Genomic DNA, 13,626 nt, shown 5'->3' with positions numbered 1-13,626 from the left:
GCATCCATCGCATCAATCAAGGCTGATGTTGTTGGCGCGGATGACCTTGCCCCAGCTCTCACGGTCGGCGTTCACGTAGCGATCGATCTCGGCCTGCGAGCGCGGCTGCTGCACGATCAGCCCCAGCGCGTTGAACGTATTGCGGAACGCCGTCTCGGTCAGCACGCGCGATGCGGCAGCCTGCAGTTTCGCGATGGCTTCCGGCGGCGTCTGGGCCGGTACGGACAGCCCGAACCACGTGGCGGCATGGAAGTTCGGATAGCCGCTCTCCGCCATGGTCGGCACGTTGGGCAGCACTTCCAGGCGCGAGCGCGCCGTCACTGCCAGCGCCTTGAGTTTGCCCGCCTTGATATGGGGCAGCGAGGTGCTGACCACATCGACCATCATCTGCGTATCGTTGGCCAGCAGCGCCGACAACGCCGGCGCGCTGCCGTTGTACGGCACGTGCGTCATCTCCATGCCAAGCTCGGACTTGAGCATCTCCGAAGCCAGTTGCAGCGGATTGCCGAGTCCTACCGAGGAATAGTTGAGCTTGCCGCCCGCCGCCTTGGCGTAGGCGGCAAAGTCTTTGATCGTGTTGGCTGGCACCTGATTGTTGGTGACCACGACGAGCGGCACTTCGATGCCCACCAGGATGACCTTGAAGTCCTTCGGGTCGTAGCCGGTCTTCTTGTAGAGCATCGGGTTCAGCACCATGCTCGCGCTGCTGCCCATCAGGATGGTGTACCCATCGGCCTGCGCACGCGCCACGCTTTGCGTGCCGACCATCGTATTGGCGCCGGGGCGGTTTTCCACCACCACGGGCTGCTTCAGCTCGCGCGCCATGCCCTCGGCCATTGCACGGCCGAACTGGTCGGTCGAGCCGCCCGGCGTGTACGGCACCACAAGCTTGATCGGACGATCGGGATACGCGGCAAAGGCCGATGAAGCGAAGGTTGCGAGGCCGAGCGTTGCGGCGGCGATGAGTGCGGTCCTGCGTTGCATGTTGTCTCCTGTCTTTCTTGTGCGTTGTTGTTTGATCGATGACTCAGACGCGACGCTGGCGTCCCGCCCAGTGCTGGTCGCGCAGCCGGCGCTTGGCGAGCTTGCCGGTCTCGTCGCGCGGCAGTTGCGCAACGATCTCGATCGTGCGCGGCACCTTGAAGCCCGAGAGCCGTCCGCGCAGCCATTCGACGACGGCTTCCGGTTCCAGCGTGGTGTCTGCCACCGGCTGCACCACGCCGTGCAGTCGCTCGCCATATTCGTCGTCGGGCACGCCGAAGACCACGCAATCTGCCACGCCTGGGTAGCGCACCAGTTCGTGCTCGATCTCGGCCGGATAGATGTTCACGCCGCCGGAGATCACCATGTCCGACGCGCGGTCGCAGATGAACAGGTAGCCGTCCGCGTCGAGATAGCCCATGTCACCGAGCGTGACGCGGCCGTCGATATCGATGGCCTGCCGTGCGGCATCGTTGTTCAGGTACGTGAAATCGGGATACGCAGGCTGTCGGACGTAGATCAGGCCCACTTCGCCGGCGGCGCAAGGGCGGCCAGACTCGTCGATGATGCGGATGCTGCCTTCGTCCACGGCACGCCCGGCCGTACCGGGCCGCGTAGCGGCGTCATGCGGCGTGGCCACCGTAATCATGCCGGCTTCGCTCGATGCATAGGTTTCGTGGATGACCGGGCCGAACCAGTCGAGCATCGCGCGCTTGACCTCGGGCGAGCAGGGCGATCCGGTGGATGCCACGAATCGGATTGATGACAGGTCGTAGCGCGCACGCACCTCGGGCGCCAGCTTGAGCAGCCGCACGTACATGATCGGGACGAGGTAGAGCACGTCGATACAATGCTTCTCCACGAGCGCCAGGACCTGCTCGGCATCGAAGCGCGGGGCGAGCACCAGCCGCTCGGCCATCTGCAGCGCGTTCTGCACGAACACGCTCGGCGCGCTGTGATACAGCGGGGCCGACATCAGCGCGCGGCATCCGGGAACGATGCCGATGGCCTGGCTGACCAGCGAGCGCAGCCGCGTCTGCTGATCGTCCAGTTGATCGAGCGGAACCGGCTGGCGCAGCACGCCCTTGGGCCGCCCCGTGGTGCCGGAGGTATAGGCCAGATGGCCGCGCGGCGCCACGCGCGGGCCGTCGTACGGTGCCTGCGCAGCGAGCCAGGGTTCGTATTCGATGGCATCGTCATTGATACCGTCGACGGTCAGCACGACTACATCGGCAGGCACCACGGCCAGCACGGCGGGCAGCAGGTCTGCCTGGGTGATCAGCACGCGCGCGTTGCTGTCTTCCAGCAGATAGCGCACTTCCTCCGCCGTGAAGTGCCAGTTGATCGGGCAATAATAGGTGCCGGCCGTGCGGCACGCAAACACCACATCGGCGAACACCGGATGATTGCGCAGCAGCACCGCCACCACGTCACCCGACTCCAGCCCAAGCCGCCTGAGACCGCCCGCCAGCCGGTTGCCGCGATCCACGACCTCCGCGCCGGGGCGATGCAACGATTCGAACCAGAGGTCTGCAGGCATACGGTGTCTCCCAGTTATTCGACATCTTTATCCAGTGGCACAACACTGTAGCCACGCTCTTCATCATCGACAATCCTGTCTTGCCGCAGCACAATGTTGCGTAATACTTGACATTGCTTTTCAGAACATTCGCATGGACCTCAATCTCGTTCAGGCATTCGTGGATATCGTGGAGTCGGGCAACCTGGCCGAGGCAGGGCGCCGACGCGGCGTGACTCGCTCGCAGATCAGCCGGCAACTCGGGCAACTGGAGGAGCAGGCGGGGACCATGCTGCTGCGCCGAACCACGCGTCGGCTGGAAATGACAGATGCGGGGCAGTCGCTCTACGAACATGGCTTGCGCATCCTGCAGGAGATCGCAGCCGCGCAGGCGGAGATCGACAGCCTGGGCAAGACGCTGCGCGGCCATGTGCGCATCAGCGTGCCAACCGGACTGGGCGATGCATTCATCGCGCCGATGCTGCTGCGTTTTGCCGAACTGCACCCCGGTATCTCGCTGCGCGTGTTCTTTGCGAACCGCGTCACTGACCTGATTGCTGCGGAGATCGACGTGGCGCTGAAGGTGACGTCGCTGCCACCACTCGATACCGTGGCGCGCGACGTCTGCGCGATCCGCTGGCAGCTCTGCGCCTCACCCGATTACCTGAAGCGCGTCGCGCCACTGAGGAAGCCATCGGACCTGACCGAATGCCGCTTCCTGTGCCCGCCCTATACGTCGCGCCGTTTCCTGCTGACGCTGGGTCGCGACACCGACTGCGGCCCGGAACGACAGGACGTGGAAATCACCCCGTACCTGCAGTCCGAACACTTCCCATTCCTGATGAACGCCGCCCGACAAGGGCACGGCGTCAGCCTGCTACCGCTCTACATGGGCTGGGACGATGTGCGACGCGGCACGCTCGTTCCCGTGCTGCCCGACTGGACACCGGAAGGGTTGGGCAACCGCCTCTACATCATCACGACGCCCAATCCCCATCTGTCGATGGCGACGCGGGCGCTGATTGCGTTTCTGCGTGACGAGGTGTCGGGGTTGCCGGTGTTTGTGGGGGAGTAGGGGGCTAGAGGACGAGAACTTTTCCGAGAGTTGTCAGATTGGCGGCTTCCGGTAGCAGCCCCCACCTCCGTCTCTCACGCAGGACACCACCTTCATGGGCGCACGATCACTTGTGGGCTGATCACGATGGCCGGCTCAGGCGCCGGGTACACGGGAGCGGGAGCATAGTACGCACCGCGGTCCTTGCACTTTCGTTCTTCCTTGTACTCGCCATTGCCTTTCCATTTGCGTTCCACTTTGCACGGACCGTCCCAATATTCCTCCTTGTATTCGCCGCCTTTTCGCGTGCCATGACCATGGCCAGACTCGTCCTTCCATGGGTCGGCATGGGCGGTGATCGCCAAGATCGAGAGGACCGCGACGGCTGCGGCAGAAAGGAGGGTGCGTGGCATTGTGGCTATCTCAAAAATCGATTGTCGACTTCTACTCGTCAGATTCTATTCACTACTCACCTGCCGACGATGTGTGCAAGATGTAAGCGGGGTAACTTTCGCGTTGGGAAAGGCTATAAGTGCTTGCGTCTTCCTTATTTCGTGGTGATTCATCGAGAGCGAGGCGCAGACCCGGCCGGGATGGCCCCCCAACGGTGTTCCGCATGACCGCAGTCTGAGTGGCCTCCACCGGGCCACAACGCCCCTAAAGTTTCCCGGCCCTCCAACCGTTAGCCCATCGATAGCCCCGGACAACGCGGGGCAGGAACGAGGAGCGGAAGGCATCATGGCTTGGGACAACTTGAGTATGCGCACCCGCATGGGCGCGGCTTTCGGGGTGATCGTGGTGCTGGTGGGCGTCATGGCCACGCTGGCGCTGGGGCAGATCAACGATGCTGGCACGCGGGGCTGGATCTGGGGCATTGGCGCAGCGGTGCCGGTGCTGAGCCTGATTTTCTGGGTGCGGCTGGTGGGCGCGATCGAGGCGCCGCTCAAGGAGGCCGAGTTCATCGCCGAGACCGTGGCGGCTGGCGACCTGAGCAAGGATTTCGAGACCGACCGGGGCGGCGACTTTGGCCGGCTGCTGGGCGGGCTGGGCGAGATGGAAGACATGCTGACCGAGCTGGTCACGCGCATCAAGTCCGCCAGCGACGCGATTTCGTCGGCTTCGCAGCAGATTGCCGTGGGTAACACCGATCTCTCGCAACGCACCGAGGAACAAGCGGCGACGCTGCAGGAAACGGCGTCGAGCATGGGCGAGCTGACCGCCATGGTCAGGCAGAACACGGAACGCGCACGCACGGCTAACGGGCTGGCCGATGCCGCGTCGGGTATTGCCGAGCGGGGCGGCACCATCGTCAGCGATGTGGTGCAGACCATGGACGCCATCAGCGCGAGTTCGCGCAAGGTCACGGACATCATCGCCGTGATCGAAGGCATCGCATTCCAGACCAATATTCTGGCGCTCAACGCCGCCGTGGAAGCGGCACGGGCGGGCGAGCAGGGGCGCGGCTTTGCCGTCGTGGCGGGCGAGGTGCGCACGCTGGCCCAGCGCAGCGCGGCGGCCGCCAAGGAAATCAACGTACTGATCAGCGACTCCGCGCAGCAGGTGGAAAGCGGCACGGCGCTGGTGGGACGAGCCGGGCAGACGATGGACGAGATCGTGCAGGCCGTGCGTCGCGTGACGCAGATCCTGGGCGAGATCGCTTCGGCGTCGGAACATCAGAGTGATGGCATCGAGCAGGTCAACGTGGCCGTGACGCAGATGGACGACGTGACGCAGCAGAACGCCGCACTGGTGGAGGAAGCCGCCGCCGCGTCGGCCGCGCTGGCCGACCAAGCCCAGGAACTCCAGCGGGTGGTGGGCGAGTTCAAGCTGTAAGGGTGGCTGTAAAGCCGAGCTTCACATTTACAGCTTGCCGCTCGAGAGATAGCGGGTCACCGGCGCCCAGAACGTCTTCATGAAAGCGGGCTCGATGGCCGCGTTGTGCGGCAACTGCTCGAACACCACCAGCCGGCTCGGGCCCGGAATCGCCCGGGCCATGTGCTGCATGTGGCGAAACGGAATGGTGGCGTCGAGCCGGCTGTGTACCAGCATCACCGGCAGCTTCACCTTGCGCACCCGGGCGATGTTGTTCCACGGATCGGGTAGCGCCCAGGCGATCCAGCGCGATACCAGCCCCGTGGCCACGGCAGCGGCGCGCGCCGACGAGAACCCGGCGCCCACGACCACGCCGTCCGGCTGTGGCTGCAGCGATGCCACGACATCCAGCAGCACCCCGCTGCCCAGCGAATACCCCATCACGTAGTGCCGACTGGCACCCGACGCCGCCTCGCGAAACTGCAGGTAGGCGGCAAGAGCGTCCTCGCGCAGTCGCCGTACGCTGGGCGTGCCGGTACTGCTGCCATAGCCGCTGTAATCGAACACGAATGAACTGATCCCGCCCGCATGGAGTAACGCCTGCACCGGCGCCCAGTCGGCCAGGCTTTCTTCATCACCATGAAAGACGGCCAGCGCCGGGGCGCCCGGCTGCGCAGCCGGCACCCACGACGCTTGCAGGGTCCTGTCGCCGCTGTGGAACGTGAACTGTCGGGAGACCACGCCGAGATCATCGGGTGTCAGCGTGCCAATGGGGCTGGGCATGAACGCCTCGCGTTCCACGGCGCGGTACAGCAGCAGTCGGCCGAAGGATGCGGCAGCCGCCAGTCCCGCCAGCCCGAATGCGCCTGCCACCCAGCGCCAGCCGGAGCGTTGCACGTCGGAGGGATCGAGCGAGGAGGGCATGGCGCGACGGTAGGCGGGGTCCGTATGTGATAACCGTAGCACTCGCCTGCGTAAAAGAAAGTTTGTGCTGGAGGTCGAACAAGCGAAAATTGGCGGAAAGGCTATGGAAAGCTTAGAAAAATCAACGGGTTACCGATGAAATAGGCAAACTCAATCCTCCCCATAGAAATCTTTTCTCGTAGTTCTACGAAATTCTCCTTGATTGTCTATCTATAGGTAGATAGTATTCACGCCATGGACAGCGACGCAGCGCTCCGGACCGAGACAGAAACGGTACGGAACCGAAGCAGAAAGGTCCACGCAACACCAGGCAGTGAAACCGGAGGCGGTCTTTTTTTTAGCCCTGGTCCTCTATCTAGCAGTAGATAGCAACGAGGACCAAAAGAAAGACCGCTCGATCTGCAGCACAGACCCGCCGCCCGATCCGCCCAATCCAGGATCGCCCGGCCCGCAAGGAGAGCATCATGAACGCCAAGACCATCATCACCGCCGCCGCCCTCGCCGCCGCTTTCGTTACGGGCGCTGCCCAGGCCGCACAACCCCGTGGCGAAGCCTACGGTTACAGCTACCGCGTCAACGATCAACGCAACGCCTTCACTGACGGTGCTCGCATCGGTAACCGCGACGCCTTCACGGACGGTGCCCGTATCGGAAACCGCGATGCTTTCAGCGATGGTGCCCGCATCAGCAACCGCGACGGTCTGGTTGCCAGCTTGTCCAGCCGTGACGTGTACACCGATGGCGCTCGTGGCAATGCTCCGCGCAACCCGTTCGTTGACGGTGCCCGCGTCACCAACCGCGATGGCTTCATCGCCAGCCTGTCGAACCGTGACGTGTACACCGAAGGCGCCCGTGGCAATGAACCGCGCAACCCGTTCGTTGACGGTGCCCGCGTCACCAACCGCGATGGCCTCGTAGCCAGCCTGTCGAACCGCGATGTGTACACCGAAGGCGCCCGTGGCAATGCTCCGCGCAACCCGTTCGTCGATGGTGCGCGCGTCAGCAACCGCGATGGCCTGGTTGCCAGCCTCTCGAACCGCGACGTGTACACCGAAGGTGCCCGCATCAGCAACCGCGATGGCTTCAGCGACGGTGCCCGCTCGATCGACGTCTTCACCGACGGCGCACTGGTCTGAGGTACGGCCAAGGTTTCAAACGTCGTCATGATCTGACGATGACTCCGGCACAGACGGGCGTCCCAAAAGGGCGCACGTCTGTTTTTTTTGAGGCAGCACTAAGATGAAGACGTGGATCGGGCAGGATGCCCTGGTTCTGGGCGGCTGGCTGGCGCTGTGCGCCGTGAGTGGTGCAGCCATCACGCTGGCGGTGCAGGGCGTGCTGTGATCGGCGCCGGCATTGACTCCGGGAAATTCCCGGTTGAGTATCTATCTTCGTGTAGATAAAGTACCCACCATGAAAACGCAACCCGTCCGCGAGCAACTGCTCGAACACACACTGGTCCTGATCCGCAGCCGCGGCTTCAACGGCTTCAGTTATCGCGACCTGGCCGAACTCGTGGGGGTGAAGACCTCCAGCATCCACTATTACTTCCCTTCCAAGGACGACCTGGTCCTGGAGGCGGTGCAGGAATACAGCCGCAGGATCTCGGCGCGGCTGGCGGGCATCGACCAGAGCCTGCCCGTGCTGGAGCAGGCGCGCCAGTATCTGGATCCGCTGCGGCAGACCTGCGGCTCGGGCCAGATCTGCCTGGCCGGCATGCTGTCCACCGAAATCCTGAGCCTGCCGGAATCGGTGCATCACGTGCTCAAGGAGTTCTATCACATCAACGAGGCATGGCTGGCCCGACTGCTGGAGCGCGGCCAGAAGGAGCGCGAGACGCCGTACCCGGTGCCGCCCGCCATGCTGGCACAGGTGATCTACGGCTCGCTGCAGAGCGGCCTGATCGCAGCGCGGCTGTTCGGTACGCAAGAGCGTCTGGAAGCGGCCGCCGAGACGCTGCTGGGCGCCCTGTGCAACCACCGCGCGAAGGCGTTGCTGGAATCGCAGTCGCCAGTCACCTGCGGCTCGCTGTAAGTCACTCAGCCATACGCAGGAAGCAACCGCCGGACGGCCTCGGGTCTCCGGCGGTTTTTTATTGGCGTGGCAGGAACGCGCGGACGGTATCGCAGAGCCATGCCGGATCGTCGTGCGGCAAATCGTGGCCGGTCCACGGATGCCGGGCGAACCGGACGTGCGGGGCCTGCCATGCCGCTGCCAATCGCGCCGAGCATCGCGGATCGACCAGCCGGTCCACGTCGGAAGCGACGATGAGCGTGGGGCAGGGCGGCGGCACGTCCTGCGCGCGGAAGCGCGCCGCCGCCAGTAGCTGGCGCCATGCGGCATCGCGTGTGACCGGGGCGCTTTCTCCAATCTCGACCCAGCGGGCAAGGTCGGCATCGCGCGTATCCAGCCGCTCGCAGGTCAGCCGGTGGATCGTGCGCTCGCACCGGACCCGGTCGTGCCAGTGACGTGCCATGCCGAGGATCGCAGCCCAGTTCTGTGGCCGCAGCCGCTGCGTGGGACGGCTGAACGGCCGCATGCTGGTATTGATCAGCACCAGGCTGGCGAGGTCTTCCGGGTGCGTTTGTGCCCAGTCCGTGGCGACCATCGCGCCCAGTGACATGGCCAGGATATGCCATGGCCCGCTTGTGCCGGAGGCGTGTGCCGCATCGCGTATCGCTTGGGCCATGCCGCGCACCGTGCCGGGCACCGGTTGCTGGCGGGCATCGCCATTGCCGGGCAGGTCGATCAGCAGCGGCTGGCCAAGCCCGTGCTGCACCCATCGTGCGGGCAGGTCACCCCAGTGACGCGATTCGCGGGTCAGGCCGCGCAGGAATATCCAACGTCCCATGGTGGATCGAAGGCGCTACGGTGCGGGCCTGCCGCGCCAGTGCGCGCGCGCCTGCGCCAGCAGTTGATTGCGATGGTCGCCGTGTGGCAGCCAGCGCTCGGGCGCCACGGCCACCCGGCCCAGAAAGTCGAACAGGCTCACATGGCGCCGTAGCACGCGCGCCGTGCGGTGCGCCTTGATCGGATTGAAGATGCCCGCCCGTGAAAACAGTTGCCGGGGATTCTTCTTGATCCAGAGCCACGAGCCCAGTTCCAGCGTCATCGGCAGGAACAGGCCACCGGGCGGCGTGCGGTCGTAGGCGTAGTCCCAGAGGTCGCCATGCAGCAGGTACTGGTGGCTCTGGGGCTCGAAGGCATAGCCGTGATGGGGGTGGGCCTGTTCGAACATCGTCTTCAGCAGGTACATCTCCGGGAAATGCGGCATCGGCGCGTGCGTGCGGGCATAGGGGAACCAGATGCTGTCACGCCAGCCGTAGCCGGAATGGCAATCGACCGCAAAGCTGAGCGGGCGGGGCAACAATTCAGTCTCCACCACGCGCAGCAGCGCGCGGCTCTCGGCCTCCATCGGCGCGCCGGCGCGGCCACGATACCACGGCAGCCAGGCGCCAAGCCGCTGTCCACCGGCCAGGAATGGCACACGGTCGTCAGCGTTCTGGGGCGCGTTGCGCATCAGATCCACCCCGTTGGGATTGGCGCGCGTGGCTTCGTACATGCCGCCGGGATTGACGATCGGCATGAACACCAGCCGAACCGTTTCCAGTTGCCGGTGCAGCAGTTCGTCCCAACTGAGCCGGCACAGTAGCGCACGCATGTAGTCGAGCACCAGTTGCGTGCCGATGCGTTCCAGTCCGTGGATACCACCGAAGATGCCAATGGCCGGTGCATCGGGCGAGCGGGTGCCCAGGCTGGCTACGTGGACATCGAAGGTGTGGCCGCGGACATCCACCTGGCAGGCGGACTCGGTCTGGAACCATGGCGCGCCAAGCTCCAGCAGCGTGAGCAACTGGTCGTACTCGGGAAAGCTGGGGCGGCCCGGGTCGGTCATTGCATCGTCAGTGGGAGGTGTCTGGTGGAGGCGTGAGGGCGAAGGGGGGCGCGGACGGACGTCAATTCAATATAGGCGCTGGCGGCGGCACCTCGCCACGCAGGTCCGTGGGGCTGGCGACACTGCCGGGGGTAACCAGGCAGCCGAGTAGGGCGCTCAGCAGTCTGGTGTCGCGTCGACTGTTGAGGCAGTACAGGTATTCGTGGATGACTGGCGCATTGCTGGCGAACTGCACCACGGTGAGCGCCGGATCGCGCGGCACCTCGCCTACCGGCATCACGCTGGCGCCGAGGTTGTGGCGAATGGCTTCGCAGATCGCCTCGCGGCTGCCGATGACGGTGTGCGAGGGCAGGCTGGCCCCGGCGGCGAGCAGCGCGGACTCTGTGGCCTCGCGCGTCATCGAGCCCTGTTCGCGTACCAGCAGGTGGCATGTCGCCAGTTCGGCCACCTCCACGCGGGGCCGACGGGCGAGCGGATGCACGGGATGCACGACCAGCACCATCGGATCGGCGGCCAGGGTCACGCGGTGCAGGCGATCGTCGTCGAGCGCGTGCGAGGACACGGCGGCGTCGATGCGGTACTCGTACAACGCCTCGATCATCTGCCGCGAATTGCCAATCTCGATACTGATCTCGATGGCGGGATAGCGCTGCCGAAACGCGGCCACGCTGCGCAGGATGTAATAGGGGCCGGTAGCACCGATCCGCAGGTTGCCCATGCGCAGGTTGCCGGCATTGCGCAGCAGGAAGTCCGCATTGCTCTCCTGCTGCAGGATCTGCTCGGCCAGGGGCATGAGCGCCACGCCCACATCGCTCAGGTCCACCCGGCCGGACCGGCGATGAAACAACTCCACGCCATAGAGCTCTTCAAGCTGGCGGATACGTCCGGTGACCGTGGGCTGGCTCAGGCGCAGTTGCCGCGCCGCCGTGGTGATGCTGCCCTGTCGTGCCACTTCGTAGAACGTAATGAGCAGATCGCCAAGCATTGAGCTTCCGGAAGAACAAGGTCAGCCGGCGACTGTAAGGCGGGAATGTGACAGGGGGAAGAAGGTGGGGTTGTGCGCGTGTTTGCTCCCCTCTCCCACGCAGTGGGAGAGGGGTTGGGGGAGAGGGCTGGAGGTTCTGCTTGCCGACCGCGTAGCAATTTGCACGGCTCGCCCTCTCCCCCGCCCCTCTCCCGCTCGCGGGAGAGGGGAGAAAACCATCAGCGGGAGAGATGCTGGGGCTTAAACCCCCATCGCCGGATCCGACGTCGTATGCACCCCGTTCTCCAGCCGCCCGGCAAACCGGCGATTGAAACCGCCTTGCTGCGTGGTCACCGTGAAGTCATACCAGTTGGCCTGCGATTTCACCGGGTAGCCCTGGTCCAGGCTCTTGCCGGCCGGTACTTCGAACGACCAAGGCCCGTCGGTGCGGTAGGCGTTGGGCTTGACCGTGAACGTGCAGGTGGCGCTGCCGCGATTGATCAGCGTGAGCCAGACCTTCGGCTCGGGGCCATCGTCGTAGCAGACCTGGATCTCCGGTGCAGCACCGCCGCCGGCGGCCTTCTGTGCAGTCACGTCGCCCTGGAAGGCGCGGTGGTAGCCGTTGGGGCCGAGCACCCAGAGGTCGTAGCGGCCGTTATCGGCGCTGACGTCGATGCGGGCGTCGTGCGACACGCCGGCTTCGAGCGCGTAGCGGCGCGGGACATCGCTGAGGTTCAGACGGTCGTAGACGTGGAACACCGCGGCCTGCTTGCCGTCGTTCTTGAAACGCAGCAGGAAGGAGTTGGTGGCCGGCTCTTCCACGCCGCTGGTGTGCAGCGTGTAGGGCAGGGCGCGCGACGGACGCGTGCCCTTGGCCTGCACCGGCACCGACTGGGCGGCAACGGTCGGCACGGGAATCTGCGTCTTGGCGTCCTGCGCGGCGCGATCCGCGTCGGCCTTGGCCTTGTCGAACGAAACACCTACCGTGACATTGCCATTCGGATTGACGAAGTCGAAGGCCGAAGTCAGGTCGCCCATCACAGCGCGGCGATATGCGCTGATGTTGGTCTCGGCCACGCCGAAGCGCTGTTCCAGGAAGCGCAGCACCGAGGTGTGATCGAACACCTGCGAGTTGACCCAGCCGCCACGGCTCCACGGCGACACCACGTACATCGGCACGCGTGGGCCGGGGCCGAACGGGGTCTTGTCCACGCTGTAGTACTCGGGGGAAGCATCCATCGACGTGTAGCCCACCGGCAGGCCCTTGCCATCGAGCGCCGGGGCGCATGGCGGGGGCAGGTGGTCGAAGAAGCCGTCGTTTTCGTCGAAGTTGATCAGCAGGACGGTGCGGCTCCAGATATCCGGGTTCGACGTCAGCGCGTCGATCACCTGCTGCGTGTACCACGCGCCCTGTACCGGGCTCGACGGTCCCGGGTGCTCGGAGTAGGTGGCCGGTGCCACGACCCACGAGACCTGCGGCAGCGTGCCGGCGGCCACGTCGTCTCGCAGCGCCTGCACGAAGCCGCCATCCGGCATGGTGTTGGAAATGCCCTTGTAGAGCGGGCTCACGGCTTCGTCGGCGGCGGTGTACGGCGGATAGGGCGCGCCATCGATGGCATTGCCCTTGGCCGCATTGGCCGCGCGATATTGCGCAAAGCCGGCCAGCGGGTTGTCCGTGTAGTTGTCCGGCATGTTCTGGTAGACCTTCCAGGTCACGCCGGCGGACTGCAGGCGCTCCGGATAGGTCGTCCAGGTGTAGTTGATGCCGGTGGCGTTCAGCGAGTCGCCGCTGTTGTCGATCACCGGGCCGCCATTCCTGCCGAACGGATCATTGGTGCCGGTCCAGTGGAACAGCCGGTTGGTGTTGGTGCCGCCGTGGAAGCTGCAGTGGTAGGCGTCGCAGAGCGTGAAGGCGTTGGCGAGCGCGTACTGGAAGCCCAGTTCCTGCTCCGTGTAGTAACCCATCGACTGTGTTTTCTTCGATGTCGGCCAGGCGCTCATGCGGCCCAGATCCCAGGCGGCCTGCCCGTCGGGCTGGCTGTGCGGCGTGCCGCTGACGCGCTGGGCGTTGCCCAGGGTCTGGTCGAGGTGATACGGCAGCACCACGCGGTTGGTGTTGCCCGTGGCGTAGGTCTGTTCAAGGACGGTGCGGCCACCCGCGAGCGGAATCGGAAAGCGGTCGCTGAAGCCGCGCACGCCGTTCATGGTGCCGAAGTAGTGGTCGAAGGAGCGGTTTTCCTGCATCAGCACCACGACGTATTCCACGTCGCGGATCGACTTGGTGGCGTTGTTGGCCGGAATGGCCAGTGCGCGGCGGATGGCCGGCGGGAAGGCGGCAAGCGCGGCGGTGGCGGCGGCGCTGCCACCGGCCATTTTCAGGAAGTTACGGCGGCTGGAAGTCATGTTCTCGGTCTGCCCTGGAAGGTCTGAAGCGCTGTTCTGTAGCGGATTGGCGATGTCGGAAAGGGGGAGCGCCG

The 13,626-nt window shown here is 65.1% G+C and carries 12 protein-coding genes; 4 read left to right on the top strand and 8 right to left on the bottom strand.

The annotated features are described in order from the left end of the window. Positions 1-12 precede the first annotated feature (12 nt). Both FFS21_RS14245 and FFS21_RS14240 read right to left on the bottom strand, forming a co-directional pair. Complete coding sequence (locus FFS21_RS14245) at positions 13-984, bottom strand: Bug family tripartite tricarboxylate transporter substrate binding protein (RefSeq protein WP_137925430.1); 972 nt, start codon at positions 982-984, stop codon at positions 13-15. Positions 985-1,027: 43 nt separating this feature from the next. Then, positions 1,028-2,521 (bottom strand): acyl-CoA synthetase, encoded by a 1,494-nt coding sequence (locus tag FFS21_RS14240; protein ID WP_137925429.1) that lies wholly within the window; start codon positions 2,519-2,521, stop codon positions 1,028-1,030. Positions 2,522-2,654: 133 nt separating this feature from the next. Here FFS21_RS14240 and FFS21_RS14235 point away from each other — a divergent pair, with 133 nt between their 5' ends. Continuing rightward, positions 2,655-3,575: a LysR family transcriptional regulator gene (locus FFS21_RS14235; RefSeq protein ID WP_137925428.1), complete on the top strand. Its 921-nt coding sequence runs from the start codon at positions 2,655-2,657 to the stop codon at positions 3,573-3,575. Between the two features lie 92 nt (positions 3,576-3,667). Here the strand turns inward: FFS21_RS14235 and FFS21_RS14230 are convergent, their stop codons facing one another. Then, entirely contained in the window at positions 3,668-3,967 is a 300-nt protein-coding gene (locus FFS21_RS14230; RefSeq protein WP_137925427.1) for a hypothetical protein, read from the bottom strand. A 346-nt stretch (positions 3,968-4,313) separates the two neighbouring features. Here FFS21_RS14230 and FFS21_RS14225 point away from each other — a divergent pair, with 346 nt between their 5' ends. Next, complete coding sequence (locus tag FFS21_RS14225; RefSeq protein WP_137925447.1) at positions 4,314-5,387, top strand: methyl-accepting chemotaxis protein; 1,074 nt, start codon at positions 4,314-4,316, stop codon at positions 5,385-5,387. Positions 5,388-5,414: 27 nt separating this feature from the next. Here the strand turns inward: FFS21_RS14225 and FFS21_RS14220 are convergent, their stop codons facing one another. After that, positions 5,415-6,290 (bottom strand): alpha/beta hydrolase, encoded by an 876-nt coding sequence (locus FFS21_RS14220; protein ID WP_137925426.1) that lies wholly within the window; start codon positions 6,288-6,290, stop codon positions 5,415-5,417. A 464-nt stretch (positions 6,291-6,754) separates the two neighbouring features. Here FFS21_RS14220 and FFS21_RS14215 point away from each other — a divergent pair, with 464 nt between their 5' ends. After that, complete coding sequence (locus FFS21_RS14215) at positions 6,755-7,426, top strand: copper resistance protein CopQ (RefSeq protein WP_137925425.1); 672 nt, start codon at positions 6,755-6,757, stop codon at positions 7,424-7,426. Between the two features lie 277 nt (positions 7,427-7,703). Next, a complete protein-coding gene (locus tag FFS21_RS14210; protein WP_137925424.1) occupies positions 7,704-8,324 on the top strand; it encodes a TetR/AcrR family transcriptional regulator in 621 nt (206 codons plus the stop codon). A 58-nt stretch (positions 8,325-8,382) separates the two neighbouring features. On the opposite strand, the gene FFS21_RS14205 is transcribed toward FFS21_RS14210, so the two are convergent. The 4 genes from FFS21_RS14205 to FFS21_RS14190 form a co-directional block, all read right to left on the bottom strand. Beyond that, the gene (locus tag FFS21_RS14205; RefSeq protein WP_137925423.1) at positions 8,383-9,141 is read right to left on the bottom strand and encodes an alpha/beta fold hydrolase; all 759 of its coding nucleotides are present in this window, start codon (positions 9,139-9,141) and stop codon (positions 8,383-8,385) included. Between the two features lie 15 nt (positions 9,142-9,156). Then, positions 9,157-10,185, bottom strand: coding sequence for a M14 family zinc carboxypeptidase (locus FFS21_RS14200; protein WP_137925422.1), 1,029 nt, complete (start codon positions 10,183-10,185; stop codon positions 9,157-9,159). Between the two features lie 61 nt (positions 10,186-10,246). Beyond that, a complete protein-coding gene (locus FFS21_RS14195) occupies positions 10,247-11,170 on the bottom strand; it encodes a LysR substrate-binding domain-containing protein (RefSeq protein ID WP_137925421.1) in 924 nt (307 codons plus the stop codon). Between the two features lie 240 nt (positions 11,171-11,410). After that, positions 11,411-13,552 carry a phosphocholine-specific phospholipase C gene (locus tag FFS21_RS14190; protein ID WP_137925420.1) on the bottom strand — a complete coding sequence of 714 codons (2,142 nt, stop codon included), beginning with the start codon at positions 13,550-13,552 and terminating at the stop codon, positions 11,411-11,413. Between the last annotated feature and the right edge of the window lie 74 nt (positions 13,553-13,626).

It is taken from the genome of Cupriavidus sp. 2SB, from assembly GCF_005503625.1.
In the GTDB taxonomy this organism is placed as follows: Bacteria; Pseudomonadota; Gammaproteobacteria; order Burkholderiales; family Burkholderiaceae; genus Cupriavidus.
This window is presented reverse-complemented; position numbering and strand designations above follow the sequence as displayed.

Excerpts from the sequence above, each read along its gene's own strand:
- FFS21_RS14245 (WP_137925430.1), bottom strand. The coding sequence starts at position 984 with ATGCAACGCAGGACCGCACTCATCGCCGCCGCAACGCTCGGCCTCGCA.
- FFS21_RS14240 (WP_137925429.1), bottom strand. The coding sequence starts at position 2,521 with ATGCCTGCAGACCTCTGGTTCGAATCGTTGCATCGCCCCGGCGCGGAG.
- FFS21_RS14235 (WP_137925428.1), top strand. The coding sequence starts at position 2,655 with ATGGACCTCAATCTCGTTCAGGCATTCGTGGATATCGTGGAGTCGGGC.
- FFS21_RS14230 (WP_137925427.1), bottom strand. The coding sequence starts at position 3,967 with ATGCCACGCACCCTCCTTTCTGCCGCAGCCGTCGCGGTCCTCTCGATC.
- FFS21_RS14225 (WP_137925447.1), top strand. The coding sequence starts at position 4,314 with ATGCGCACCCGCATGGGCGCGGCTTTCGGGGTGATCGTGGTGCTGGTG.
- FFS21_RS14220 (WP_137925426.1), bottom strand. The coding sequence starts at position 6,290 with ATGCCCTCCTCGCTCGATCCCTCCGACGTGCAACGCTCCGGCTGGCGC.
- FFS21_RS14215 (WP_137925425.1), top strand. The coding sequence starts at position 6,755 with ATGAACGCCAAGACCATCATCACCGCCGCCGCCCTCGCCGCCGCTTTC.
- FFS21_RS14210 (WP_137925424.1), top strand. The coding sequence starts at position 7,704 with ATGAAAACGCAACCCGTCCGCGAGCAACTGCTCGAACACACACTGGTC.
- FFS21_RS14205 (WP_137925423.1), bottom strand. The coding sequence starts at position 9,141 with ATGGGACGTTGGATATTCCTGCGCGGCCTGACCCGCGAATCGCGTCAC.
- FFS21_RS14200 (WP_137925422.1), bottom strand. The coding sequence starts at position 10,185 with ATGACCGACCCGGGCCGCCCCAGCTTTCCCGAGTACGACCAGTTGCTC.
- FFS21_RS14195 (WP_137925421.1), bottom strand. The coding sequence starts at position 11,170 with ATGCTTGGCGATCTGCTCATTACGTTCTACGAAGTGGCACGACAGGGC.
- FFS21_RS14190 (WP_137925420.1), bottom strand. The coding sequence starts at position 13,552 with ATGACTTCCAGCCGCCGTAACTTCCTGAAAATGGCCGGTGGCAGCGCC.